Below are 23,217 nucleotides of genomic sequence, written 5' to 3'. Positions count from 1 at the left end.
TGAAAGTCACATAATCAGGAGATCACGCCATGGATCTTGACCCGTTGTTACTCTCGCGAATTCAATTCGCGTTTGTTGTTTCTTTTCATGCAATTTTTCCCGTGTTTACCATTGGGCTGGCTTCTTATATTGCGTTAATTTATGGGCTTGCCTTTAAAACGAATGACCCCAAATGGGAACGGTTAGGTGCCTTTTGGACGCAGGTCTTTGCTGTTGTTTTCGGCATGGGCGTAGTGTCTGGCATTGTCATGTCATTTCAGTTTGGTACCAACTGGAGTAACTTTTCTCTCGCGACAGCTAACTTCCTGGGGCCGGTATTAAGTTACGAGGTCGTAACTGCCTTTTTCCTGGAAGCTGCGTTCTTAGGTGTATTACTTTTTGGCCGAGGAAAAGTGCCTAATGGCGTCCACTTTTTTGCTGCGCTAATGGTTTCTATCGGGACTTTTATTTCGTCTTTCTGGATTTTGTCCGCGAATAGTTGGATGCAGACACCCGGAGGGGTAGAAGTTCGCGACGGGATTTATCATGTTGTCAGTTGGGCCGATGCTATTTTTAATGACTCGTTCTGGTATCGGTTCGCGCACATGGGCCTCGCGTCTTTTCTCACAGGCGGATTTGTCGTTGCCGGTGTAAGTGCATGGTTTTTAATACAGAAACGTGACACCGAGCTGCACCGGAAGGCCTTATCTATGACCTTATGGTTGTTGCTGTTCCTGACACCATTACAAGTGTTTATTGGTGATTTGCACGGCCTTAATACTCTTGAGCATCAACCAACCAAAGTGGCTGCTATGGAGGGCAACTGGGAAACGCAAAAAGGCGCTCCGTTGCTACTGTTTGCTATTCCGGATCAAGAACAGCAGACCAATCACTTCGAAGTGGGTATCCCCAAGCTGGCCAGTTATATTCTGACTCATGACTGGGATGGCGAAATACCCGGCGTTAAGGAAAAACCGCCAGAACTGCAACCTAATGTCCCTATTGTATTCTGGTCTTTCCGGATTATGGTTGCTATGGGCCTTCTGATGGTCTTGGTCGCAGTGGTCGGTCTCTTTTTACGGCGCAAACGAGCCTATATGAAGAGTCGCTGGTACTTACAAACATTGCGTTTAATGACTTTGAGTCCTTTTATTGCTGTACTGGCAGGTTGGTTTGTGACTGAAGTGGGTCGGGCGCCTTATGTAATTTATGGTGAAATGACTCATGCAGAAGGCCTTACACCATCACTTACGGGAGGTATGGCACTGTTCACGCTTATTGGTTACTTCCTTGTATACGCCTGTGTATTCGCAGCTGGTGCTTACTACTTAACTCGTGTCATTCGAGGTGGAACCGAAGGTACCGAGCAGCATGAGGACGATAAACATCGCCCCAAACGCCCTATGTCAGCCGCTGAAGCTAGCTTTGATTAAGGATAGTAATGATGAGTGAACCAATTTTTGACTTAACTTATATATGGGCCGGAATCATTGCTTTTGGCGTCATCATGTATGTGTTGATGGATGGTTTTGATTTAGGCCAGGGCATCTTGTTCATGTTCGCTCCAAGTGAACACGATCGGGATATTATGATGAACTCAGTTGCACCCGTCTGGGATGGCAATGAAACCTGGCTGGTATTAGGTGGGGCAGGTCTGTTAGCCGCCTTCCCGTTGGTTTATACCATTTTCCTGCCGGCATTATATATCGGGGTATTCCTATTGCTCGCCGGACTTATTTTCCGCGGTGTTGCTTTTGAATTCCGGTTTAAAGCGCACACGTCAAAATACTTGTGGAACTGGTCCTTTGCAATAGGTTCAACGGTTGCTTCTTTTGCTCAAGGCGCGGTAGTGGGCGCTTACATACAAGGTTTTGAAACAGAGAATATGCGCTACGTTGGCGGCGCTCTTGATTGGCTGACTCCGTTTACCGTATTGACCGGGGTGGGACTGGTTGCGGGCTACGCACTACTGGGTGCAACCTGGTTGATCATGAAGTCTGAAGGTGAAACTCAGGCATGGGCTTACCGATTAGTTAAACCTCTGTTAGCTGCTGTATTAATCATTTTCGGAATTATTAGCGTATGGACGCCCTTTGTTGACCCGTTTGTGGCAGAACGCTGGTTTAGTGGTTTTACACCAATTTGGTTACTGCCCATATTAGGGTTAGCCTGCGCTTACTGGATTTTTAATGCCGTTAATAATAAACGTGAAGGTACGCCATTTGTCGCCACAATGGGCTTGTTTATTTTTACGTATTTGGGGCTATTAGCCAGCAAATGGCCTTACGTAGTTCCACCGAGTTACACCTTAGCTGATGCGGCTTCAGCGCATGAGTCTCAGCTATTCTTACTACTGGGTCTGCTGTTTGTTATTCCCATTGTTTTAGTTTATACAGCTTGGACATACTGGGTATTCCGCGGTAAGGTCAAAGCTGACCAGGGTTATCATTAAGGCTCAAGTTAATGAGTGCGAAACTCAGTCCAGAATTAGAGGCCGCTTCACTTTATTTGAAAAAGTTAGCGGTGAAAGTAAAACGCCCCATTCAGTGGGCGTTTTTGTTTGGTTTGCTAAAAACCTTCGCAATCGTTGTGCAACTTGGATGCATGGCTTATGTCGCGCAGGCGGTATTGGCTGATAACCGGCCAGTAGAAAGCTTAGCCTATGTCTGGGGCGGCTTAATTGTCAGTACCTTAATAAGAGCCAGTGCTCCTTACTGGCAACAAAACTTTCTCCAGCAAGCAACTTTTCAAGCTACTCAAATTGCGCGCAAGCAATTGCTTGAACGCTGGCGCAGACAGACCGATGCAGGTATGCCGCCAAGTGCTGCCGACGGTGCCTTGCAGCTGGAGCCTGTAGAAGCACTTAAAGGCTATTTTAATCGATACTTGGTGCAACAATACCTGGTGGTTTTTTCGCCGCTAGTCATATTAATCACCTGCTTTTATATTAACCCAGTGGTCGGTTTTTTGCTTTTGCTCAGCGGACCGGTTATCCCTTTATTTATGGCTTTGGTAGGAATTGGTGCCGAGCGTTTGAGCCAAAAACACGCGCAGCAAACTCACGCCCTGAGTCGGATATTTACTGATAAATTGCGTAACTTAGCTACCATTCAGCTGTTCGATGCAGGCTCTGAAGCGCTCTCAGATGTTGCAGCTGCAGGCGAGGAGTATAGGCAGGCGACAATGTCGACCTTAAAGATTGCTTTTCTTTCTTCTGCAGTATTGGAGTTTTTCTCTAGTGTGGCTATTGCTGGGGTGGCTCTCTATGTTGGTTTTGGTTTATTGGGCTATATTAGCTGGCTCGGAGCCGACGAGCTGACGTTGTTCAGCGGGTTGTTCGTTTTACTACTAGCGCCTGAATATTTTGCGCCGTTACGGCAGTTTGCGCAGAGTTATCATGATCGAGCAGCTGCGATTGGTGCTGCCAGTATGCTGGCTGAACCTCCTATGTCTGAAACTTTAAAAGAAGCAAAAACCTTACATAAGCCGGGCCGTGCTGAGTCTTCTAAAACGGCAATTCATTGGCAAAATTTGGCGGTTCAGTTAACGCCTGAATTAGTAATTCAGTATCCAGATACTGATATAAATGCCGGAACTTTAACCGTTGTTAGTGGCCCCTCAGGCAGCGGAAAAAGCACTCTAGTTAGAGTTCTTCTTGGCCAACAGCCCTATTTAGGAGTTCTCGAACTGCATGAGAGCTTTGGCAAAGAGCGCGTCGCTTACTTTGCTCAGCAACCTTTTTTAACCGCAAGCTCCATTCGTAACAATGTAAATCAGTATCAAACCTATGCTGACGTCGACATCATTAATGTATTTGGCCAGTTAAACTTGGGTTCCTTGTTAGCTCAACTACCTGACGGGTTAGATACGCGTCTTGGCGAGAAGGGGATGGGCTTGTCCGGAGGCGAGCGTCGCCGCGTTGCGCTGGCTCGTTGTATGCTGTCCGGTCGAAATTTAATTATTGCTGATGAACCGACAGAGAACTTAGATGAGGTTTCAGCAGAAGCAATTCGACAAGCTTTTAAACGTTTGGCCCAAAAGGGCGTAACGGTCATCGCGGCTAGTCACGACCCCAAGTTAAAAAGAGCTGCTGATCAGTGTTTGAACATTGCCATGTCAGGGGAAACGGCATGATAAGAAAAGACGGGCGTCTGCTGAAACCCTGGCTAAAGCAACTTAGTAGCTATCGCGTACAGCTGGTTATAGGTATTACCTTAGCCTTAGCAACAGCGTTATTTGGGATTGGCTTACTGTCGCTATCAGGCTGGTTTATTACAGCTGCTGCGTTATATATCGGGTTCGATATTTATACTCCTGGTGGGGGGATACGTTTTTTCGCTGTAGCCCGCACTGTAAGCCGATACTTCGAGCGCCTTCTGAATCACGATTTAGTACTGAAGCTACAGGCGCGCTGGCGAGTGGCCTTGTTTCGTTTATTGCAGAAAATACCGCTGCATAAAACCTTAGGTTTCCGCGTTTCTGACACTGTTCAGCAATTGACTCGAAATTTAAATGCAATGGATAACTTGCTCATCCGTCTGGTTATGCCGGCACTGGTTTTTGTTCTGGCAACCCTACTATTATCGATTTTCTGGTCTTTCTACAATGCCTGGTTGAGTTTGGTGTTGGTGTCTGCAGCATTTACGACAGGTTTCTTTGTATTGCGATTGGCGATTAAAGGCCGAAAGCTGGCGGTTAAATCTTTAATAAAGCAGCAAAGGTTACGCGATAGCGCCATGAGCTTTGCTGACTCGGTGACAGAGCTGAGTGCCTGGGATTGTTACGACTCGCAAGCAGTAAATGTGTTGAATAAATCACAGGTATTGGAACAGCTGGAAGTAGAGCAGTTACAACTTCAACAACGAACCCAGTGGATTACTGATGTTACCGCTCAATTAGTCGCTTTGCTGGTTTTGGTCTTAGCGCTAGTGCAGTTTGAACAAGGTCAGATAGGCTCTGCAGAAGTCATCATGTTAGCTTTGTCTGCACTTGCCTGGCAGGAACTGGCAAGCGAGCTGCCTATGCAATGGGCGGGTTACGGCAATACATTAGCGGCGGCAAGACGTTTATTAAAGTCAGAAAAAGCCGAGCAGCCGGGTGAATCGCTCCGTTCGGGAAAGCGTAAAAGCAAAGGGCGAGCTAGAGCCGTTACCATTCAACTGAATGAGCTCACGGTCTGGCGTCAACAACGGCCGCTTTTTGAGAACCTGAGCATAAGCTTTGAACCGGGGGTAGTGCATTGGGTTGAGGGTGCATCGGGAATTGGGAAAAGCACTCTGGCTGAAGTTTTAATGGGGCTTTACCCAGACAATTGGATACAAGGTGAGATAACGACAACACCCGACGTTTGCTTGCGAACTGAAGCCAGTTATTTAACTCAGGAAACCGAGATATTCGATGCCTCGGTCCGTGATAACTTAAATCCAAAACGCCTACCTTTGGCAGAGAGTTGGTACTGGAAGGTGCTAAAGCTGGTGCATCTCGATGAAAAAATCGCTTCCTTAGCAGAGAAGCTGGATACCAGGATAGGCCCACGGGGAATACAGCTATCTGGTGGACAATTGCGCCGGTTGGCGCTGGCAAGAGTACTGTTGCAGGATAAACCGGTGGTTGTTCTGGATGAGCCATTTGCAGGTATTGAGCGTCATTTAGTTAAAGACATACTGGAGCGACTGGTGGCGGAAAAAGAAGACAAAACATGGATTATTATTAGTCATGTAAGTACCGACGAAATCAATGCCGAAATTCCGGTAGGGCAACGCCTTATTTTATAGGAAACACTATATAACTGTTGGTAACTACAGGATAGTAGCTACCCCAGTTCAAAACTCGATAGTTACTTTTTCTTTTCTTTAAAATCACAAGCCTCGGGCACAGACTGAGGCTCTGATGTATGAATTAAATGCTTCGGAGCTGCTAGCCACTCTTTTCCTTTAAGCATAAGATCCCAGTAGATCCAGGGCAGCATATTTTCTTTAAGAAACCATGAAACCCTTGAGGGCTGGGTACCATTGACCAACCATTTAGGTAAGGTTGGTTGTAATTTACCACCATAACCGAATTCGGCCAGTACAACTTTTCCACGCTCTACTGTTAGTGGGCATGATCCGTAACCTTCATAAAGTGCCATTGGCGGATTACCTGCGAGCGTTGAGATAATATTCTCGGCTACCACAGGGGCTTGTTTTCGAACGGCGGCAGCAGTTTTTGCATTGGGTGAATTGGACACATCCCCGACAGCAAAGATATTTCTATAGCGTTTGTGTTGAAGAGTTTCGGGGCTTACATCGACCCAGCCTGCAGTATCGGCTATGGAGCTTGAAGCAATAACATCAGGTGCAGCTTGTGGTGGACAGACGTGCAGCATATCAAAGGACTTAACCACTTCTTTGACATTGCCTTCGACGTCGGTAACCTCAAACGTGGCTTGCTGATTCGGTCCATCAACCTTAACCAACTTGTTTTGGAAGGCTAGTTTGATGCCGTACTTTTCTACGTATTTCTCCAGGGCCGGTACATAGTCTTTGACTCCGAAAAGTGCGGCACCTGCGGTACAGAATTCGACAGAAATATCGTTTAGAACACCACCGCGATGCCATTCGTCACAAGACAAATACATAGCTTTTTGCGGTGCCCCTGCACATTTAATGGGCATTGGAGGTTGTGTAAAAAGAGCTTTACCGGACTTTAACGACTGCACTAGTTTCCAAGTGTATGGTGCCAAATCAAAGTGATAATTCGAGGTCACTCCGTTCTTGCCAAGGCTTTCACGCAGTCCGGGTATCGCGTCCCAGTCAAGTTTAAGCCCGGTAGCTACAACTAATGTCTGATATCCAAGGATATCTCCATTTTCCAACACGACTTGCTGTTGCTCTGGAACAAACTGGCTTAACGTCGTTTGATACCATTTGGCTTGCTTTGGCATAACCGAGTTCATTGGGCGTTGCGTTTGCTCTGGCTTAAAAACGCCGCCACCGACCAATGTCCAGCCAGGTTGATAATAATGAGCTTGATTAGGTTCAATAATAGCGATGTCCAGGCTTGGTTGACGTTTCAATAAACTCGCAGCTACGGCTTGTCCCCCAGCACCACCGCCCACTATGACCACGCTGTGGAAAATTGATCGCTTTGAAGTCGAGTGTGGCTGTTGGTTTCTTTCTTCTAGGCGAGAAAGTTGCCCGTTAAGGTCATAACCAGCTTGCTGAGCGATATCAAGAATAGCTTTTGGAGGGGTGAAGTGAGCTTCTGCGAGAGCCCACAAAGTACAAGAACGAGTTCCTGTTCGGCAGTAGGCCAGTATGGGGTCCTGAACTTTTTTTATAAGGGACTGAAACTCTGTAACGTCGCCATCTGTTATTTGCCCGGAAAGGACAGGTAAATGTTCAAACGCGAGTCCATTTTCCTCGGCTGCTAACCTAATTGCCTGGGAGTTTACCTGGCCTTCGCTCTCATTGTCAGGGCGATTGCAAACAATGGTTTTAAAGCCCATTGAAGCAGCTGTATCAACATCTTCTGGGGTAATCTGGGAAGAAACACTGATAAAAGGGCTAAGGTTCCGAATATCCATAAGTAGTCTCCCCTTTAAAAAAGGTTTAAAGGAATTTTTAAATAACGTTGGTTATTCTCTTCGGCGGGTGGTAATTGGCCAGCTCTCATATTAACTTGAACGGAAGGTAAAATAAGACGTGGCATGTTTAACGTTGCATCACGCTCAGTACGCATTTTTACAAAATCCTCTTCTGTTTTACCGGCGCCAACGTGAATATTGTTTTTCTTTTCTTCTCCAACAGTGGTTTCAAAAGCATAGTGTTCGCGATCTGGAGCTTTATAGTCATGGCACATGAATAGTCGGGTTTCATCAGGTAATGCGAATACTTTCTGAATTGAGCGGTATAATGTTTTTGCATCGCCACCTGGGAAGTCACAGCGTGCAGTGCCATAGTCCGGCATAAACAATGTGTCACCCACAAAAGCGGCGTTACCTATAACATAAGTGAGGCAGGCCGGAGTATGACCAGGAGTGTGTATTACGTGAGCGCTCAGGTTTCCGATAGTAAAGTTATCTCCATCGGCAAATAAGTGGTCGAACTGGCTGCCGTCGCGTGCAAATTCAGTGCCTGCATTGAATGCTTTACCAAACGTATCCTGGACGGTCTTTATGTGTTCACCAATACCCAGCTTAGCCCCTGTTTTTTCTTGCAAGTAAGGGGCTGCAGATAAGTGATCTGCATGAACGTGAGTCTCAAGAATCCAGTCAACGGTCAAGTTATTGTCATCAATATAGTTAAGAATACTTTCTGCTGAACGGGTGTCTGTGCGGCCTGATGCGTAGTCAAAGTCAAGTACCGAGTCGATGATGGCGCAGTACTCCGAGTTGGGGTCTCTGACAACGTAACTATAGGTGTTAGTTGGTTCATCGAAAAAGTGTTTAACCAATGGTTTTTGATCCTGTGACATATCTCTAGCCTCTATTAAATGCTTCTTATTCCAATAAGTGATAAGTATATAACTTTTAGTTAAAGGTACTCGTTATGATGATTGCGATCAAATAACAATCAGTTATAAATATTCTTTCCATTAGAACTATTTAATTAATCTAAAATATCGATTAAAGCAATCGTTGCTACGGACTCCCGCTTCCCTTGATATAATAGCTTTTTGTTATATGCTTATAACCAAATTAAAGGAGGTGCATATGACAAGCATTATTCGCAAAAGTCCATCAACCGGCAAAAAGTCCCCTGATGTTTGGGGTATTTATGAAAAAGATACCGGCTCAGTGCAGTATATTGTTGCTGATCCGGCGACCAAGAAAGCCGCTTTAATTGATGTGGTACAAAACTTTGATCCTCGCAGTGCCCGGTCATCCTATGAAAGCGCTGACGAAGTTCTGAAGCTAGCAAAAGATAATGAATTAACCATCGAGTGGGTATTGGATACTCACCCACACGCGGATCATTTGATGGCTTCACATTATTTGAAAGAAAAAACCGGGGCACCGAATGCTATCGGTGAAAAGACTTGTGCTATAGCCAAGCTTTGGAGTGACTATTACAACGTTTCTGGCCTGTTCGATCCTCGCAAAGATTTTGATCACCTTTTTGAGGAAGGGGACAGCTTCAAAATCGGGGACCTGAAGGTGGAAGTTTGGTTATCACCTGGACACACATTAGGTTCAATTACTTATATTGTCGGTGATGCGGCTTTTGTTCACGACACCTTTATGTATCCGGATAGCGGCACATCCCGGGCTGACTTCCCGGGAGGCTCCTCGAAGGAATTATGGGATTCGTTGCAACGGATCTTAAGCTTACCAGGCAATACCCGACTTTTTGTTGGACATGACTATGGTAAAGGTGGGCGCGAAGCACAATGGGAAGCAACTGTTGCACAACACAAAGAATCGAATGTCCATTTGTCAGGTAGCGTGAGAGAAGAGGAATACCGCAAAGTCCGCGATGAGCGTGACGCGACACTCGCATTACCGGACAGAATGCTACATGCGCTGCAGGTTAATCTGCGAGCAGGTAAATTACCACCGGCTGAGAATGATGGAGAGCATTACTTCAAAATTCCAGCGAATAAATTTTAATTGGCAATATTTTTCAAAAAGAGGAAAACATGATGAGTTTACGTATAGGTAGTATTGCACCGAATTTTACTATTGAAACAACAACCGGAACCATTGACTTTCATGAGTGGGCAAAAGGGTCATGGACTTTTTTCTTCAGCCACCCGGCAGATTACACCCCGGTATGCACTACTGAAATGGGACGAACTGCTCAGTTGGCACCCGAGTTTGCTAAGCGTAATGTGAAGCCTCTAGGACTTTCAACGGATACAGTTGATGAGCACCTGGGCTGGATCAAAGACGTTAACGAAACTCAAAATACTGTATTAGAGTTTCCAATTGTCGCAGATAAAGAGAAAAAGGTTGCTGAGCTATACGACATGATTCACCCAGACGAGGATGACAACGCCGCTATTCGTTCAGTATATATTATCGATCCGGATTTAAAGATTCGTTTGACGATGACATATCCGATGACAGTCGGTCGTAATTTTGCGGAAATTTTGCGAGTGATTGATGCTCTGCAGACCACCGATAAACATGAAGTTGCGTGCCCGGCCGATTGGGAGCCAGGTAAGTCAGTAATCATTCGTCCGAGTGTCTCTGATGAAGACGCCAAAGTTAAGTTTCCTCAAGGTTGGGAAACGCTTCGTTCATACTTGCGCTTGACCGATTTGGATAAATAACAGCGACATAAAAAAATGTGACCACAGTTGGAAAGGTCGTGTGTGAACGCGGCCTTTTTTTGTAATTCAAATTAGTTATAATCATATTCTTTTATGGAATATCCAGGGGTGGAAAATGCTAATCGCAATATTGGGAGCTGTAGTTATTGGCCTGAGTTTGGGGTTATTTGGCTCTGGAGGCTCCATTCTGACTGTTCCGGTGCTGATGTATTTAGTGGACATGCCGGCTGGGGAGTCCATTGCATCTTCGTTGTTAATTGTTGCTGGTATCAGCTTATTTGGGTCGATTTCTTACGTTCGTCGTAAGAATGTCAGTTGGCGGCACTTTTGGGTGTTTGGTATTCCAGGCATGGTAGGTACATATGGTGGTGCATGGTTAGGAACTTTGGTCGATAGTCGTTGGCAACTGCTGACCTTCTCTTTATTAATGATTGTAGCAGCTGGATTGATGTGGAGAAGCAGGCCAAAACCGCCGGCGCATGTGTATTCGATGAATTATGCGAAGGTAACTTTAGAAGGCTTTGTCGTCGGTATCATTACTGGTTTTGTCGGTGTCGGCGGCGGGTTTCTGATTGTTCCCGCACTCGTTCTGTTGGCCGGTCTGTCTATGCCGGTTGCTATTGGTACAAGTTTGCTAATTATTGTCATTAAATCTATTGCTGGTTTCTTTAAATATTACGCAGTGATGTCATCAAACGATGTTCAATTCGACTGGTTAATCATTGGAATTATGATCCTCGGTGGTGTCTTTGGCAGTGCTTTTGGCTCAAAAATTGGCCGCAGTTTACCGAAAGAAAAGTTGCAAAGAGGGTTTGCAGTGTTTCTAGTGTTAATGGGAATTTTTGTGATCGTAAAATCAGTGGCTTGAAAAATCGTTTATTTTGAAAGCCAACTATATTTTCGCTTTATGAACCAATTTTTTTCTATTGCTCAGTTACTCGCTAACCGCTAACCTAAAGCCTTTATTTTCAGCAGGCATTGAGTAGGAGAAATCCGGTGGCGTTTGATTACGGTTCGATTGATCTGGGGTTAAAAAACCCGTTTAAAACCGAAGGTTTGGTAACGAGTATTCGTGGGGTTGTGCAATCGCTGTTTGGCGTGTATTTGCTAATAGCGGGTGCTGGTTCTGTAAAGCAAGACCCGATTATGGGTTGGGTACTGGCTATTTTCGGTATTTCACTTCTGGCCGTAGGTATAAAAGTACTGAGCGGCGGCATTATGGCAATGCTGCGCTACTTTGTTGGCCGTAATCACCCTACTTCACTGGCTCCTAACTTTAGTAAATCTGAGCGCAGTACTGCGCAGGAAGAGTCGCGTTATGTTGCTTATAACGATCAGGCTCTGGAAGAAATGCTTATGGGCCGCAAAAACAGCACCTTTATTGAGCCCAAAGGCTTACTGGCTCGAATAGCTCACACGGTATTTCCCAAATTGCTGTTTATGCCTTACCCCATTCGTAACATGGCGCAACGCCTGTTAGGTGCCTGGGTGCGCACTCTTACCGCAATGGTTGCGTTTGGCTTTGCTGCTTTTGTGTCCCTGGCAGGCTTTGCCGGAGACGCAGGTGTGCTGGCTTTTCCTGTCTATACTGTTTTATTAACGCTTTATATCATGCACGTATGGAAGGCTGCTGGTAAGGCGATATCCCGTGGTGCGGAGCAGACTATTGACTCAATGGGCAGTGGCAGTTTGGCCAAGATTATTGCCTTCGCATTATTGCTGCCCGTTGTGGTTGGACTGGTCGTAACTTGGTGGTTGACCGCAACAAACGTTACAGCAGCAACGGTCGAGCAATATTATGCGGCTTTGCCGGACTTTCACGCGGGTTGGTACTTGTTTGCTGTCTTTGTTGGTGCTTTGATTTGTACTGTTGTCACTGTTGTGTTGCTGAAAAGACGTTTAGCTCATGCGAATCCTGTTTCTGAAGTATCTGAATTAAGGGAAAATTGGCAGGAGTCGGTGCATCCTAAAGAGATTTTTATCAACCTGGACAACCTGGTTATGGCGAATCGCCGGTATCGCGAAGTGCCAAACCGGGTTTACCGTGAACTGGACCCTAACTTAAAGGAACACGTTGACGGCAAAGGCGCCTTTAGCGGCGAGATGATTCAGGAAATTCAGCCTCAGGTAAAACCTATGGGACTGGGCGGGTTATTTGATAAGTCGCGTTTGGTCAGTTTGCTGTTGGGTAATAGTCTGTTCATTATTGGCGTGCTTTTTACCTTTTTCTTAGCATATGCCGCGGTCGATTTGGTGAGGGTTCTTGACAGCATGAACTACCGGTTGGGTGAAGACACACCTTATAACGACTTAATGACCCTGGCAGGCGTGTTTATGACTGTCGTCCACTTCTACCTTATCGGCTATGTATTACGTGCTTTTGCGAGCTTATCGGCGAATATCGCGCACCTTTTCTATGCGGAAATTCAGTTTGAATCCATGCTTATCTACTTTAAGTGCGAAGGAACCTTTACTGAGTCTAAAATCTCAACTGGTACCGGTATTCATGACAGTACCCGATCAGAGAATACATTGGTGCGCAGTAGCATTACTCCCTGGGTTATCGTGTCACGCATTGTGTCGACGACTTTTGCTGCTACAGGAATGAAAAACCTGGAGCATCCGCGACACATTCTGGAGATGCACAAATCGGATGACCAAATGGCGTCTATTCGCAAGGATGTTATCGACTTCCTGAAAGACCGCGAGTCTATTGCTTCCATTACCAGTAATCGCGATTTGGGCAATGCTTCTCAAATACATCAGTTAAATGAGCAGACCCGCGCTATTCCGACAGACCAGGAAAGGCTACAGCAGTCACAGGCTAAGACTTCTGACGAAGAAGCCGCTGGTTACCTTCGTCAACAGGAAGAGTTGGGCTCAGACAACGACACTGAAACCGACAAAGAACGTTAGTTTCCTGTGTTAAAGCCGCAGGCGGGTGCTTTGCCCGTCTGCACCTGCTACCAAGGTGGAGGCTAAGCAGTATGTTACACGATACCATTGCAATGAATAAAGAGCGGCAGGACTTAAGTGGCCTGGAGGCTGTCTGGTTATTTGGTTATGGATCACTGATTTATAAAGTCGACTTTCCGTATCTGGAACGGGCGGCTGCTTCAATAGAAGGGTGGTCGCGACGTTTCTGGCAAGGGTCACATGACCATCGGGGTACACCCGAAGCTCCGGGCAGGGTACTGACTTTAATAGAGACTCCGGGCGAAGCGTGCACCGGAATGGCCTACAAAGTTTCACCCGATGTGTTTGAGCATTTAGACCACCGTGAGAAAAACGGCTACTTAAGGTTCACTACGCCTATGACTTTTCGTGACGGTAGCCAACAAGAGGGTCTTGTTTATATTGCAACAGAAGACAACGAAGCGTTTCTTGGCGAGGCTACAGCACCGGAAATTGCCAGCCATATAGCTCGTTCGTCCGGGCCCAGCGGGCCCAATGCCGAATACCTGGTTAAATTACAGTTGGCGCTACAACAACTGGACGTCAATGACCCGCATATTACGCAAGTTTATGAGGCTTTAATGGCAGACCAGTCTAGTCTCTGTCCTGAATAAAGACGGTGTCGGCGGTTTGCGGTAACTTATAGAGCTCACCCTGCCAGTAATGGCAGCCGAATTCGGTGAGTGTAGCTAAAATTGGTCGGGTTTTAATGTACCGAGGTCGGGGTGCTCCCAGCGTAGCAGAGCTTCAACGCCGATCACATGCTTTTCCATGTTAAGCACAGGCTGATAAACCAACTGCATTTGCTCGGTCTGCAAAACACTACGGACATCTTCTTCTAATTGAACCTCATCGCAAGAGCGGGTTTCCAGCTCTTGCTTAAAGTAAGCGTTGTTCTCGTTGTGCTCGTCTTTAGCAGAATTCATGGCCAAATTGGCTTGAGCGAGGAGCTTTTCGGCATCGTAGCCGTCGAGCGGGTAAACACTGACACCAATGCTGGCAGCCAGTTGCACTTGCCGCTCGCTGCCCAACAATATGAATGGGGGTTCTTACGCGGCCTGAATTTGTAAAATGATGTTCTGAATATCGATGTATTCAGCAATATGATTCAAAACGACGGCAAATTCATCACCACCAAGATTATAAAGTTTGGTACCGAGGGGAACCGCTTTTTTAACCTAAGCGCCAGGCGTTGTAAAATTTTATCGCCAATATGATGACCATACCGGTCATTGACCTGATGAAAATTATTAACATTCATCATAATGACGGCAGTCAACCTGCCGCTGTTGCAATTTCATCCGTGTGACATCGTTTAGGGTTGCAATGTAGGCAGCTCTCCCGGGAAAACTCGCCGGGGCTTCACGAATAGTAAAAATAGCGGAGTAACGTTGGTTACCCTTATTATGACCGACAATCAGAATACTCTGGTTGCAGGGGAAGTCTTCGTTAGTTTCATCAATTTCCGTTGCTGCCAGTAGTTCCTCAAGTTTTTAATTCAGACACCCAGATTCGTTTAAGCAGGAAATTTCAGTAAATGGCGTATCAATAGCTATTATTCGGCGGTGCGCATCCAGTAGTGCGATGCCTGAAAACGCAGAGGTTTCTGGCTACTACGACGTACTTCGTCCCGTACCCAAGAATACGTTCGCAGTTTGTGCTTACCCAGTCGACGCAGAAACCTGAATCAATAGCCTTAACCTCGTAGTGCACGGTCGGACTGTTGCCAAGGTAGCTGTGCAATAATTCCCGAGACTTTTTAAACCTTAAAAACCAAATCCGTCGAATAAAGAAAAACAGGAAAACGACGGATAATATGACAAATACCCATGGCTCCCATTGAATTAAGATGGTTTTCGTACCTGCTTCTCGGCGTTCATCTCCGTGAAGTCGACGACACTTTCTTTGAGCCAGCTGGTAAAGCTGTTTGGGTCTTCTGATTTAGGCATTTATTCTTATCAGTTGTGATAAATTAGGCAGTTAGCTATCTTGAGGTTGTTATCAATCTTAACTTCTGTCAAGTATTTGAGCCGAGAATCATTAACATCAAGGAACGAGCTATGCGGGAATCTTTAGAAAGGCGGGCATTTTTACTGACAATGGTTATAGTCAGTATAGCCTTTGCCTGGGTACTTATACCGTTTTGGGGCGCCATTTTTTGGGCTTGTGTGGTGGCTGTTATTTTTTATCCACTACAACAAAAACTGAAAAAGAAATTTGGAAACAAACGCAATAGGGCAGCTCTTGTAACTTTGCTGATTGCATTAGTTATCATGGTGATCCCTGCCTTGGGTATTTCATATTCCTTTGTCCAGGAGGGAGTGGATTTTTACCAGCGGCTGGACGAAGGCAAGATTAACCCGGGTAAGCTCTTTGATGACGTTCAGAAAGCGTTTCCGGTTATTAGTGACTTGCTTTCTCAGTTTGAGATTAAAGCCAGTGATGTGCGGGAAAAATTATCTTCGGGCGCAGCCAGTGGCAGTAAATTCTTAGCCGAAGAGGCCTTAGCCTTTGGCCAAAATACGTTTTCTTTTCTTATCAGTCTAGGGTTGATGATTTATCTAACCTTTTTTCTGCTAAGAGACGGAGAGTCTTTAATTAACCTGATGGTGAAAGCATTACCTTTAGGTGATGAGCGCGAGCGCATGCTTTTTAGCAAGTTTGCTGGTGTTACCCGGGCGACAGTGAAAGGAAACATTGTTGTTGCCATAGTTCAGGGGGCATTAGGTGGTGTAATTTTCGCCTTGCTGGGTATTCCAGGCGCCCTGCTATGGGGTGTCGTCATGGCTTTCTTGTCGTTAATTCCGGCGGTTGGTGCCAGTTTGGTATGGTTACCGGTATCTATTTATTTGTACGCGACAGGCAGCTGGATAGCCGCCACCATACTCGTCGCCTACGGCGCAGTAGTGATAGGTCTGGCCGATAACGTACTGCGCCCAATTTTGGTTGGTCGTGATACGAAATTACCGGATTATCTGGTGCTGTTTTCTACTTTAGGTGGTATGTCGTTGTTTGGTATTACCGGTTTTGTTTTAGGGCCGCTAATTGCAGCCCTCTTCTTGGTCTTCTGGAATATCTTCATGACAGAATTTTAGTGGCAGGGTTAATACGGCCTCTTAAAGTTGAGGCCGTAAATATCCTCCAACCCTTCCTTTAGGAGATAACACCCATTGCCACAACTGAATGTCACGCGCACGGAACGCACCCGCGCAGGACAGTAAATAGTATTTCCACATACGGTAAAATTCGTCATCAAACTGTGACTTAATAGACGGCCAGGCGTCATCGAAATTCTTAAACCAGGCCATTAAGGTTTTATCGTAGTCGGCACCAAAGTTGTGTAAGTCTTCGCAGACAAACTTTTCTTCCAATGCTGTGCCAATTTGCGTAATAGACGGAATTTCTCCATTCGGGAAAATGTACTTGCTTATCCACGGGTCTGCGGCGGTGTCACTGACATTTTTACCAATAGTGTGCAGCAGGAACAGGCCGTCTTCTTTGGTGCAGCGCAGGGCTACATCCATATAGTCGTCGTAGTTTTTCTGACCGACATGCTCAAACATTCCTAAGCTGATAACGCGGTCGAACTGCTCGTCCAGCTCGCGGTAGTCTTGTAGCCGGAATTCTACCGGCAGGCCTTTGCAGCGCTCCTTGCCAAGGGCGACCTGCTCTTTAGAGATAGTGACACCAACACATTCGACACCATAGTTTTCAGCGGCATACTGCATGAAGCTGCCCCAGCCACAACCAATATCAAGAACACGCATGCCAGGCTTCAGTCCCAGCTTTTTGCAGCACAGTTCAAGTTTGTGTCGTTGTGCTTCATCAACGTCTTTGGCTTTTTCCCAGTAACCACAGGTGTACACCATGCGCTCATCGAGCATCGACTGATAAAGGTCATTGCCCATGTCATAATGATGCTGACCAACCTCCCAGGCCTTGGATTTACTTTGTAAGTTGAAAACTCGGCTTTTTAAAGAATGGAAAATAAGGCGGGCGGGGTTAACTTCATCCTGAATGCCGGAGCGCAGTAATTTGAAGAAAAATTGGTCAAGTGATTCGGCGTCCCACAAACGAGCCATATAGGATTCACCCAGGCCGAGGTTACCGCGCGACAGTGCCTGATCATATACGGTTTCATCGTGAACCTGCATGTCCCAGGCCCTGTCACCGTTAATTCGGATATCTGCTTTCGATAAAAGCTCTTCAACATACTCACGTGATGTCGACATATTTGTTCGCCCATTCCGGAAAATGATGGTTAAAAACGTTATCAAGAATGGGCGAAACTGGCAATAAAGAGCCTTTTACCCATCTTTTTTCGATGTAAACTCAGGGTAGGCTTCGACGCCGCAATCGACTTGATCTAAACCGATATACTCCTGCTCTTTAGTCACACGAATGCCCAGTACAAGCTTGAGTATAGCCCAGACAATAAGACTACTGAAAAACACCCAGCAGAAAATGGTACCGACACCGGCTAACTGAATAACAAAGCTGGCACCGTCATCGCTAAGCGGGACCACAAGAGTACCGAAAATACCGACCACACCGTGTACCGAAATAGCACCGACCGGATCGTCAATGTGGAGTTTATCCAGCCCAATAATGGAGAGCACGACAATAAGCCCCGCAATAAAGCCGATAACGCCGGCAAGCCAGGGTTCCGGCGTGACTGGTTGCGCAGTAATGGCTACCAGCCCGGCTAAGGCACCGTTCAAAATCATGGTTAAGTCGGCTTTTTTCCACAGCAACTTAGTAAACAGCAGGGTGGCGACAGTACCAGCTGCGGCTGAGGTATTCGTGTTTACCATGGCTCGAGCTATGGCATTGGCATCGTCAACGCTGCTTAACGCTAACTGCGAGCCGCCGTTAAAACCAAACCAGCCAAACCAGAGAATAAAAGTACCCAGTGCAGCCAGTGGCATATTAGAGCCGGGTAACGCGTTGATACTGCCGTCACTCAGGTATTTACCGGAACGCGGCCCCAGTAAAAGAACCGCGGCAAGCGCCGCTGATGCACCGGTTAAATGCACAATACTGGAACCAGCAAAGTCGACAAAGCCCCATTCAGTCAGCATTCCACCGCCCCAGGTCCATAAGCCCTGCACTGGATAAATAACGGCGCTGAGCACAACGCAGAACAGTAGAAAGCTCATGAGTTTCATACGCTCTGCAACGGCACCAGAAACAATGGACATAGCGGTGGCAACGAACACCATCTGGAAAAAGAAATTGGCGTCAGCCGCGTAAGCTGAGGTTGAAGGATTGGGGTACATCACGGAGTAACCGATAACCAGATAGGTAATACAGGCAATGGCGTAAAGCGCGATATTTTTGGTCAGAATTTCGGTGGTGTTTTTACTTCTGACCAAACCTGCTTCTAGCATGGAAAATCCGGCTGCCATCCACATAACCAGCGCCCCGGATATGAGTAAGTAAAAGGTGTCTACCGCGAAAGTAAGTTGTTGTAAGTTTTGTGCTTCCATGATGGGCTCCTTAAAGGGCGTCTTGGTCGGTTTCGCCGGTGCGTATGCGAACGCATTGCTCCAGCGGCATAACGAATATTTTTCCGTCGCCGATATTGCCGGTATGAGCAGCGGCAATGACCACTTCCAGAGCACGTTCGACGGTTTCGTCGGGTACAGCCAGTTCAATTTTCATTTTGGGCAGGAAGTCGACTTGATATTCGGCGCCCCGGTACAGCTCGGTATGCCCCTTTTGCCGTCCTACTCCACGAACTTCAGACACTGTCAGGCCTTTGCAGCCAATTTCAAACAGCGCTTGCTTCACATCCTCCAGCTTGAAGGGTTTGATTAACGCAACGAGCATTTTCATGGTGCTTTCCTTATTAAAATAGTGTTAAGCAACCCTTTTAATTCATGAAGTGTGCCATAACTTAACTTACTGATATTTATTGATAAATAATCCTCTTGTGATTTTTCTGCACAAAAAACGTGCGCTCCTTTTGTGCACTGCACCAAAAGTGCTATTGAACCAAAAGAGTACAGGGGAGATACTATTTACCTACAGTAGCGAATGATAAAAGGTGCAGTGGCATGAGAGTTGGCGCGCGGCAGAGCGATCTTATCGGGCAGACGGATTTACTTCGTATACCGTCGCTGTCTGATTTAACCGGATGCGATATTTTTATTAAATGCGAGTTCCAGAATCCGGGCGGCTCCATTAAAGATCGGGCGGCTAAGCAACTGATTGATGACGCTATGGAACGCGGCGAATTAAAGCCGGGTATGACGGTGGTTGAAGGTACCGCGGGTAACACCGGTATTGGTCTGGCTGTGGTGGCAAAGTCTTATGGCTTGCGTATGTTAGCGGTTATGCCCAATGACCAGACACCGGAAAAAGAGCGCATGATCCGTTTGCATGGTGGTGAGCTGATGGCGGTTGACCCGGTTCCCTTTAAAAATGAAAACCACTTTTACCATACCGCTCGGCGTTTAGCGGAAGAACGCGATGATTGCTGGTGGGCTAACCAGTTTGAAAACACCAGTAATGCTCGTGCGCATTACCTTCATACCGGCCCCGAAATATGGGAGCAAACCGAAGGAAAAATAGACGTTTTAGTGTCTGTGGCCGGAACCGGCGGCACCATTGGCGGTAACTCACGTTTCTTAAAAGAACAGAATCCGGGGCTGGATGTTTGGGTGGTTGATCCGAATGGCTCCGGTATTTATGAGTTTTTACGCAGTGGCGAGTATGTGTCGAATGGCGGCTCTATGACCGAGGGCATCGGCATTATGCGGTTAGTCGATAACTTCCGCCAGGCACGCATTGATCACGCGGTCAATTTGCCCGATCAAGATTTAGTGACCCTGTCACGTTATATCAGAGACGAAGATGGTATTGTTCTGGGGAGTAGCTCGGCTCTGAACGTTGCTGGCGCATTGGCTGCGGCTTTACGAAAAGGTCCGGGGCACCGCATTGTGACCTTCTCCTGTGACTTAGGTGAACGTTCAGTAAGTAAACTGTACAACCCGGAATATTTGCGCGGACGCGGGTTAAACCCTGATCCGGAATCCATTGACGTATTAATGAAGCGTTATCGCGAGCTAGGCGATAAGGTATTAGAGGTTAACTGGAACAATGACTAAACGTATCTTCGGGTGTTTGTTTTTATTGGTATCAGCAACCGCAGTTCAGGCGCAGGACGAGATGCCGGATGCACCGTTTCATGACCTTAAAGTTCCGCAGTTCCTGGATATTGCGCATCGTGGCGCATCCGGTTATTTACCCGAGCACACTCAGGCCAGCGCCGTTATGGCTCATGGTCTGGGAGCGGATTATATAGAGCAGGACGTGCAACTGAGCCGCGATGGTGTTCCGGTGGTTCTGCACGATGAAATTCTGGATCATGTGACGAATGTGTCGGAGGTGTTCCCGGAAAAACACCGGCCTGATGGCAAATACTATGTGGTCGATTTTTCCTTGGAAGAACTTAAGCAGCTAACCATTGTTGCCCGGCATAAAGATTATGAGCTGGTTTACCCTAAGCGGTTTTCTCACCCTGACGTTCAGTTTCCGATACAAACACTGGATGAGGAAATCAAACTGATTCAGGAGCTGAACCGCGTCCGGAGTATGTCGACAGGCATTTATGTCGAGATCAAATCTCCGCGCTGGTATCAGCAGCAAGGGTACGATGCGACGGCGGCAGTGATGTCTGTTTTAGCCCACAACGGCTACCACGACAAACGCCCGACACCGGTTTATCTGCAGTCTTTTGACCCGGAAGTGCTACGTCGCTTAAAACGTGAATTTAACTGGGACTTTCCGTTAATTCAGCTGGTGGGCGACAATAACTGGGGAGAAACCGATATTGATTACAGTGCGATGCGCACTGGCGCCGGGCTGGAGTCAGTAAAAAGCTACGCTGAAGGTATTGGCTTGTGGGTAAACCACGTATTGACCGGAGTGTCGGAGAACGGTGAGCCTGAATGGGACAGCGTTTTAAAGTCTGCGGAAGAGAAAGGCCTGGATGTTCATGTTTATACCCTGCGGGCCGATAACTTACCAAAAGGTGTGGAGTCTCATGCGCAATTACGCCAGTGGTTAAAACAAGCTGGCGTAGAGGGCGTATTTACTGACTTCCCGGATAAAAAGTAAAACGCATCTTAAAACCGTCGCTGCCGTCATCGTAGTATTCCGGCAGAATATCGATGGTTTCGAAGCCACAGCTTTGATACCAGTGAATTGCGGCCTTGTTGTCGCTTTTCACTTCCAGCGACATGGCATTAGCGCCACCGCTCTTCGCTTCGCTCAGTATCTTGTTCATCAGCAGATTGCCTACTCCTAAACCACGAAAACTCTGAGCTACGGCTATGGAGTATAAGCGCCATACTTTGCTGTTACGCCGGGTAAAGGCAATAGCGTACCCGGCTAGGTCGTTACCTGAACGTGCTACCCAACAGTAATTGTGGCTGGACTCAATTACCCGCTTAAAACTGCGACGGCTAATACAGCTGTAATTAAAAGTCGCACGCTCTAAAGAGATTAATTGTTCAAGGTCATTTTTGTTTGCCCGCTCAATGCAAAACTCAGTATTCATCCAGGCGTCGTCCAAAATCAGCCATAATCAGCCGGTAAAGCTCATAGCCTAAGTGTTTGTCTTCCACACCAGACTCAATTGACGGGTTGTCGTTAATTTCAATAACTACCGGGCCTTGTGGTGTTTGCTTAATATCCACACCGTACAGGCCGTCGCCAATTAAGCGAGTTGCCTGTAATGCCAGACGCACCACATCTTTAGGAGCCTGATGCACGCCTAAAGTGGAAAAAGAACCGCTTTTACCACGGGATGACGATTCGCTGTGATTATAAATTTGCCAATGGTTACGCGCCATAAAGTACTGACACGCATAGATGGGGCGGTTATTCAGCACACCAATACGCCAGTCGTAGTCGGTTCTCATGTACTCTTGCGCCAGCAGTATAGTGGACTGCTTAAAAAGCTCCGTTGCTACTTTTTTAAACTGGGCTAAGTCTTCTGCTTTTTCCACGCCAATAGAAAATGAGCCGTCAGGAATCTTCAGCACCACCGGATAACCCAGGCGCTCGCCTATTGCTTCGTAATCAATTTCTGACTGACTCAACAAGAGTTCTGTTTTTGGTGTCGCCACCTTATGTTTATCCAGTAACTCTTTTAAGAACACCTTATTGGCACACTTAACAATGGATTCCGGGTGATCAATAACGACCATACCATTGGCTTCGGCTTTTTTTGCAAAGTGGTAGGTATAGTGGTTAATGCGGGTGGTTTCCCGTATAAAAAGCGCATCAAACTCCAGCAAACGGTTGAAGTCGTTTGCGGTAATCAGCTCAGCTTCAATGTCGGCCTCTTTCGCGGCTTTAATAAATTGTGCCAGCGCTTTTTTGTCGCTGGTTGGAATGGCCTCGTCCGGGTTATACAAAATGGCCAAATCAAAACGGTATTCTTTGCGGATACGCGCTTTGCGCCACACACGTTTACTGAAATGATCCAGTGAGTTACCAAAAAAGCTTTGTTGTTCGTCCGTTAACTGGTTCAGTGCACCTGAGGTTAGTTTGTTAATGTGCCAGCGGCCATTAAATTCCAGCTCAACTTTTAAAATAGGGCAGGCGTAGCGCTCAAATATTTGGCGAGCAAAAGAAGCGAGCTCAGGCTGTTCGCATAAGCCAAAACAAATCAGTAACGACAGGGATTTTTCGTCACGGCTCTGCAAATATTTAGTGAGTGATCGGTCGGCGGTATTAATCAGTAACTGATAGTGAGAGAAGTTACTCAGATCATTAATGGTCGCAACCGACGGCATAACTTTTTGTCCACGAGCCTCTGCCAGCAGACTAACATAATAGCCGGTTGACAGGTAAGATAGGTCGTTACACAAATTTAAGACATGATAACGACTCTGCAAGTGTGCTGATTGTAAGTATTCACTTGCGGTGAGTAAGCTTTGACTTGGGTAATAAGGCTGCCAGTCGGCGGCATTATCTATGATAAGGTGAACGTGTTGCTGCATGTCGTAAAGT

General features: G+C 46.6%; 21 protein-coding genes. 12 read left to right on the top strand and 9 right to left on the bottom strand.

Features of this window, described 5'->3' with window-relative positions:
• The first annotated feature begins 29 nt into the window (after window positions 1–29).
• The 4 genes from U0358_RS11075 to U0358_RS11060 are packed head-to-tail and all read left to right on the top strand — an operon-like array spanning window position 30 to window position 5,753.
• On the top strand, window positions 30–1,412 hold the full coding sequence (locus U0358_RS11075; RefSeq protein WP_322406300.1) for a cytochrome ubiquinol oxidase subunit I: 1,383 nt from the start codon (window positions 30–32) through the stop codon (window positions 1,410–1,412).
• An 11-nt stretch (window positions 1,413–1,423) separates the two neighbouring features.
• Window positions 1,424–2,431 carry a cytochrome d ubiquinol oxidase subunit II gene (cydB, locus tag U0358_RS11070; protein ID WP_322406299.1) on the top strand — a complete coding sequence of 336 codons (1,008 nt, stop codon included), beginning with the start codon at window positions 1,424–1,426 and terminating at the stop codon, window positions 2,429–2,431.
• A gap of 11 nt (window positions 2,432–2,442) precedes the next feature.
• On the top strand, window positions 2,443–4,113 hold the full coding sequence (locus tag U0358_RS11065) for an ABC transporter ATP-binding protein/permease (RefSeq protein WP_322406298.1): 1,671 nt from the start codon (window positions 2,443–2,445) through the stop codon (window positions 4,111–4,113).
• Window positions 4,110–5,753 carry an amino acid ABC transporter ATP-binding/permease protein gene (locus tag U0358_RS11060; protein ID WP_322406297.1) on the top strand — a complete coding sequence of 548 codons (1,644 nt, stop codon included), beginning with the start codon at window positions 4,110–4,112 and terminating at the stop codon, window positions 5,751–5,753. The genes U0358_RS11065 and U0358_RS11060 overlap by 4 nt, the downstream gene beginning before the upstream one ends.
• 62 nt (window positions 5,754–5,815) lie before the next feature.
• Here U0358_RS11060 and U0358_RS11055 read toward each other — a convergent pair whose 3' ends face one another.
• Together U0358_RS11055 and U0358_RS11050 are read right to left on the bottom strand one after the other, a co-directional pair.
• Window positions 5,816–7,546, bottom strand: a complete 1,731-nt coding sequence (locus tag U0358_RS11055) for a bifunctional protein tyrosine phosphatase family protein/NAD(P)/FAD-dependent oxidoreductase (RefSeq protein ID WP_322406296.1) — start codon at window positions 7,544–7,546, stop codon at window positions 5,816–5,818.
• A gap of 14 nt (window positions 7,547–7,560) precedes the next feature.
• The gene (locus U0358_RS11050; protein WP_322406295.1) at window positions 7,561–8,436 is read right to left on the bottom strand and encodes an MBL fold metallo-hydrolase; all 876 of its coding nucleotides are present in this window, start codon (window positions 8,434–8,436) and stop codon (window positions 7,561–7,563) included.
• 238 nt (window positions 8,437–8,674) lie between these two features.
• Here U0358_RS11050 and U0358_RS11045 point away from each other — a divergent pair, with 238 nt between their 5' ends.
• The 5 genes from U0358_RS11045 (at window position 8,675) to U0358_RS11025 (ending at window position 13,805) form a co-directional block, all read left to right on the top strand.
• Window positions 8,675–9,571, top strand: coding sequence for an MBL fold metallo-hydrolase (locus U0358_RS11045; RefSeq protein WP_322406293.1), 897 nt, complete (start codon window positions 8,675–8,677; stop codon window positions 9,569–9,571).
• 32 nt (window positions 9,572–9,603) lie between these two features.
• A complete protein-coding gene (locus U0358_RS11040; RefSeq protein WP_322407477.1) occupies window positions 9,604–10,236 on the top strand; it encodes a peroxiredoxin in 633 nt (210 codons plus the stop codon).
• Window positions 10,237–10,351: 115 nt separating this feature from the next.
• Window positions 10,352–11,104: a sulfite exporter TauE/SafE family protein gene (locus U0358_RS11035; protein WP_322406292.1), complete on the top strand. Its 753-nt coding sequence runs from the start codon at window positions 10,352–10,354 to the stop codon at window positions 11,102–11,104.
• Window positions 11,105–11,232: 128 nt separating this feature from the next.
• Window positions 11,233–13,152 (top strand): hypothetical protein, encoded by a 1,920-nt coding sequence (locus U0358_RS11030; RefSeq protein ID WP_322406290.1) that lies wholly within the window; start codon window positions 11,233–11,235, stop codon window positions 13,150–13,152.
• Between the two features lie 71 nt (window positions 13,153–13,223).
• On the top strand, window positions 13,224–13,805 hold the full coding sequence (locus U0358_RS11025; RefSeq protein WP_322406289.1) for a gamma-glutamylcyclotransferase: 582 nt from the start codon (window positions 13,224–13,226) through the stop codon (window positions 13,803–13,805).
• A gap of 75 nt (window positions 13,806–13,880) precedes the next feature.
• Here the strand turns inward: U0358_RS11025 and U0358_RS11020 are convergent, their stop codons facing one another.
• Together U0358_RS11020 and U0358_RS11015 are read right to left on the bottom strand one after the other, a co-directional pair.
• Complete coding sequence (locus U0358_RS11020) at window positions 13,881–14,204, bottom strand: EAL domain-containing protein (protein ID WP_322406288.1); 324 nt, start codon at window positions 14,202–14,204, stop codon at window positions 13,881–13,883.
• Window positions 14,205–14,299: 95 nt separating this feature from the next.
• A complete protein-coding gene (locus U0358_RS11015) occupies window positions 14,300–14,452 on the bottom strand; it encodes a diguanylate cyclase domain-containing protein (RefSeq protein ID WP_322407476.1) in 153 nt (50 codons plus the stop codon).
• A 799-nt stretch (window positions 14,453–15,251) separates the two neighbouring features.
• Between U0358_RS11015 and U0358_RS11010 the strand changes: the two genes are divergently transcribed.
• Window positions 15,252–16,286, top strand: coding sequence for an AI-2E family transporter (locus U0358_RS11010; RefSeq protein WP_322406287.1), 1,035 nt, complete (start codon window positions 15,252–15,254; stop codon window positions 16,284–16,286).
• Between the two features lie 21 nt (window positions 16,287–16,307).
• Here U0358_RS11010 and cfa read toward each other — a convergent pair whose 3' ends face one another.
• The 3 genes from cfa to U0358_RS10995 form a co-directional block, all read right to left on the bottom strand.
• Window positions 16,308–17,423, bottom strand: coding sequence for a cyclopropane fatty acyl phospholipid synthase (gene cfa / locus U0358_RS11005; protein WP_322406286.1), 1,116 nt, complete (start codon window positions 17,421–17,423; stop codon window positions 16,308–16,310).
• 75 nt (window positions 17,424–17,498) lie between these two features.
• Window positions 17,499–18,680, bottom strand: coding sequence for an ammonium transporter AmtB (locus U0358_RS11000; RefSeq protein WP_322406285.1), 1,182 nt, complete (start codon window positions 18,678–18,680; stop codon window positions 17,499–17,501).
• A gap of 10 nt (window positions 18,681–18,690) precedes the next feature.
• Window positions 18,691–19,029: a P-II family nitrogen regulator gene (locus U0358_RS10995; RefSeq protein ID WP_317497430.1), complete on the bottom strand. Its 339-nt coding sequence runs from the start codon at window positions 19,027–19,029 to the stop codon at window positions 18,691–18,693.
• A 221-nt stretch (window positions 19,030–19,250) separates the two neighbouring features.
• Here U0358_RS10995 and U0358_RS10990 point away from each other — a divergent pair, with 221 nt between their 5' ends.
• Together U0358_RS10990 and glpQ are read left to right on the top strand one after the other, a co-directional pair.
• A complete protein-coding gene (locus U0358_RS10990; RefSeq protein WP_322406284.1) occupies window positions 19,251–20,303 on the top strand; it encodes a cysteine synthase A in 1,053 nt (350 codons plus the stop codon).
• Window positions 20,296–21,315, top strand: a complete 1,020-nt coding sequence (glpQ, locus tag U0358_RS10985; protein ID WP_322406283.1) for a glycerophosphodiester phosphodiesterase — start codon at window positions 20,296–20,298, stop codon at window positions 21,313–21,315. Before U0358_RS10990 ends, glpQ begins: the two co-directional genes overlap by 8 nt.
• Here glpQ and U0358_RS10980 read toward each other — a convergent pair.
• Together U0358_RS10980 and U0358_RS10975 are read right to left on the bottom strand one after the other, a co-directional pair.
• The gene (locus tag U0358_RS10980; RefSeq protein WP_322406282.1) at window positions 21,290–21,757 is read right to left on the bottom strand and encodes a GNAT family N-acetyltransferase; all 468 of its coding nucleotides are present in this window, start codon (window positions 21,755–21,757) and stop codon (window positions 21,290–21,292) included. The two genes, glpQ and U0358_RS10980, sit on opposite strands and share 26 nt — an antisense overlap.
• Entirely contained in the window at window positions 21,747–23,207 is a 1,461-nt protein-coding gene (locus U0358_RS10975; protein ID WP_322406281.1) for a RimK family ATP-grasp domain-containing protein, read from the bottom strand. The genes U0358_RS10980 and U0358_RS10975 overlap by 11 nt, the downstream gene beginning before the upstream one ends.
• Window positions 23,208–23,217: the final 10 nt, after the last annotated feature.

This window comes from Idiomarina sp. PL1-037 (assembly GCF_034422975.1).
Lineage (GTDB): Bacteria > Pseudomonadota > Gammaproteobacteria > Enterobacterales > Alteromonadaceae > Idiomarina.
Note: the sequence above shows the minus strand (reverse complement) of the source record. Positions and strands in the feature narration are given on the sequence as shown.

What these genes read in the sequence shown, in the direction of transcription:
- U0358_RS11075 (WP_322406300.1), top strand. Translation starts at nt 30, where the DNA reads ATGGATCTTGACCCGTTGTTACTCTCGCGAATTCAATTCGCGTTTGTT.
- cydB (WP_322406299.1), top strand. Translation starts at nt 1,424, where the DNA reads ATGAGTGAACCAATTTTTGACTTAACTTATATATGGGCCGGAATCATT.
- U0358_RS11065 (WP_322406298.1), top strand. Translation starts at nt 2,443, where the DNA reads ATGAGTGCGAAACTCAGTCCAGAATTAGAGGCCGCTTCACTTTATTTG.
- U0358_RS11060 (WP_322406297.1), top strand. Translation starts at nt 4,110, where the DNA reads ATGATAAGAAAAGACGGGCGTCTGCTGAAACCCTGGCTAAAGCAACTT.
- U0358_RS11055 (WP_322406296.1), bottom strand. Translation starts at nt 7,546, where the DNA reads ATGGATATTCGGAACCTTAGCCCTTTTATCAGTGTTTCTTCCCAGATT.
- U0358_RS11050 (WP_322406295.1), bottom strand. Translation starts at nt 8,436, where the DNA reads ATGTCACAGGATCAAAAACCATTGGTTAAACACTTTTTCGATGAACCA.
- U0358_RS11045 (WP_322406293.1), top strand. Translation starts at nt 8,675, where the DNA reads ATGACAAGCATTATTCGCAAAAGTCCATCAACCGGCAAAAAGTCCCCT.
- U0358_RS11040 (WP_322407477.1), top strand. Translation starts at nt 9,604, where the DNA reads ATGAGTTTACGTATAGGTAGTATTGCACCGAATTTTACTATTGAAACA.
- U0358_RS11035 (WP_322406292.1), top strand. Translation starts at nt 10,352, where the DNA reads ATGCTAATCGCAATATTGGGAGCTGTAGTTATTGGCCTGAGTTTGGGG.
- U0358_RS11025 (WP_322406289.1), top strand. Translation starts at nt 13,224, where the DNA reads ATGTTACACGATACCATTGCAATGAATAAAGAGCGGCAGGACTTAAGT.
- U0358_RS11015 (WP_322407476.1), bottom strand. Translation starts at nt 14,452, where the DNA reads ATGAATGTTAATAATTTTCATCAGGTCAATGACCGGTATGGTCATCAT.
- U0358_RS11010 (WP_322406287.1), top strand. Translation starts at nt 15,252, where the DNA reads ATGCGGGAATCTTTAGAAAGGCGGGCATTTTTACTGACAATGGTTATA.
- cfa (WP_322406286.1), bottom strand. Translation starts at nt 17,423, where the DNA reads ATGTCGACATCACGTGAGTATGTTGAAGAGCTTTTATCGAAAGCAGAT.
- U0358_RS11000 (WP_322406285.1), bottom strand. Translation starts at nt 18,680, where the DNA reads ATGGAAGCACAAAACTTACAACAACTTACTTTCGCGGTAGACACCTTT.
- U0358_RS10995 (WP_317497430.1), bottom strand. Translation starts at nt 19,029, where the DNA reads ATGAAAATGCTCGTTGCGTTAATCAAACCCTTCAAGCTGGAGGATGTG.
- U0358_RS10990 (WP_322406284.1), top strand. Translation starts at nt 19,251, where the DNA reads ATGAGAGTTGGCGCGCGGCAGAGCGATCTTATCGGGCAGACGGATTTA.
- glpQ (WP_322406283.1), top strand. Translation starts at nt 20,296, where the DNA reads ATGACTAAACGTATCTTCGGGTGTTTGTTTTTATTGGTATCAGCAACC.
- U0358_RS10980 (WP_322406282.1), bottom strand. Translation starts at nt 21,757, where the DNA reads ATGAATACTGAGTTTTGCATTGAGCGGGCAAACAAAAATGACCTTGAA.
- U0358_RS10975 (WP_322406281.1), bottom strand. Translation starts at nt 23,207, where the DNA reads ATGCAGCAACACGTTCACCTTATCATAGATAATGCCGCCGACTGGCAG.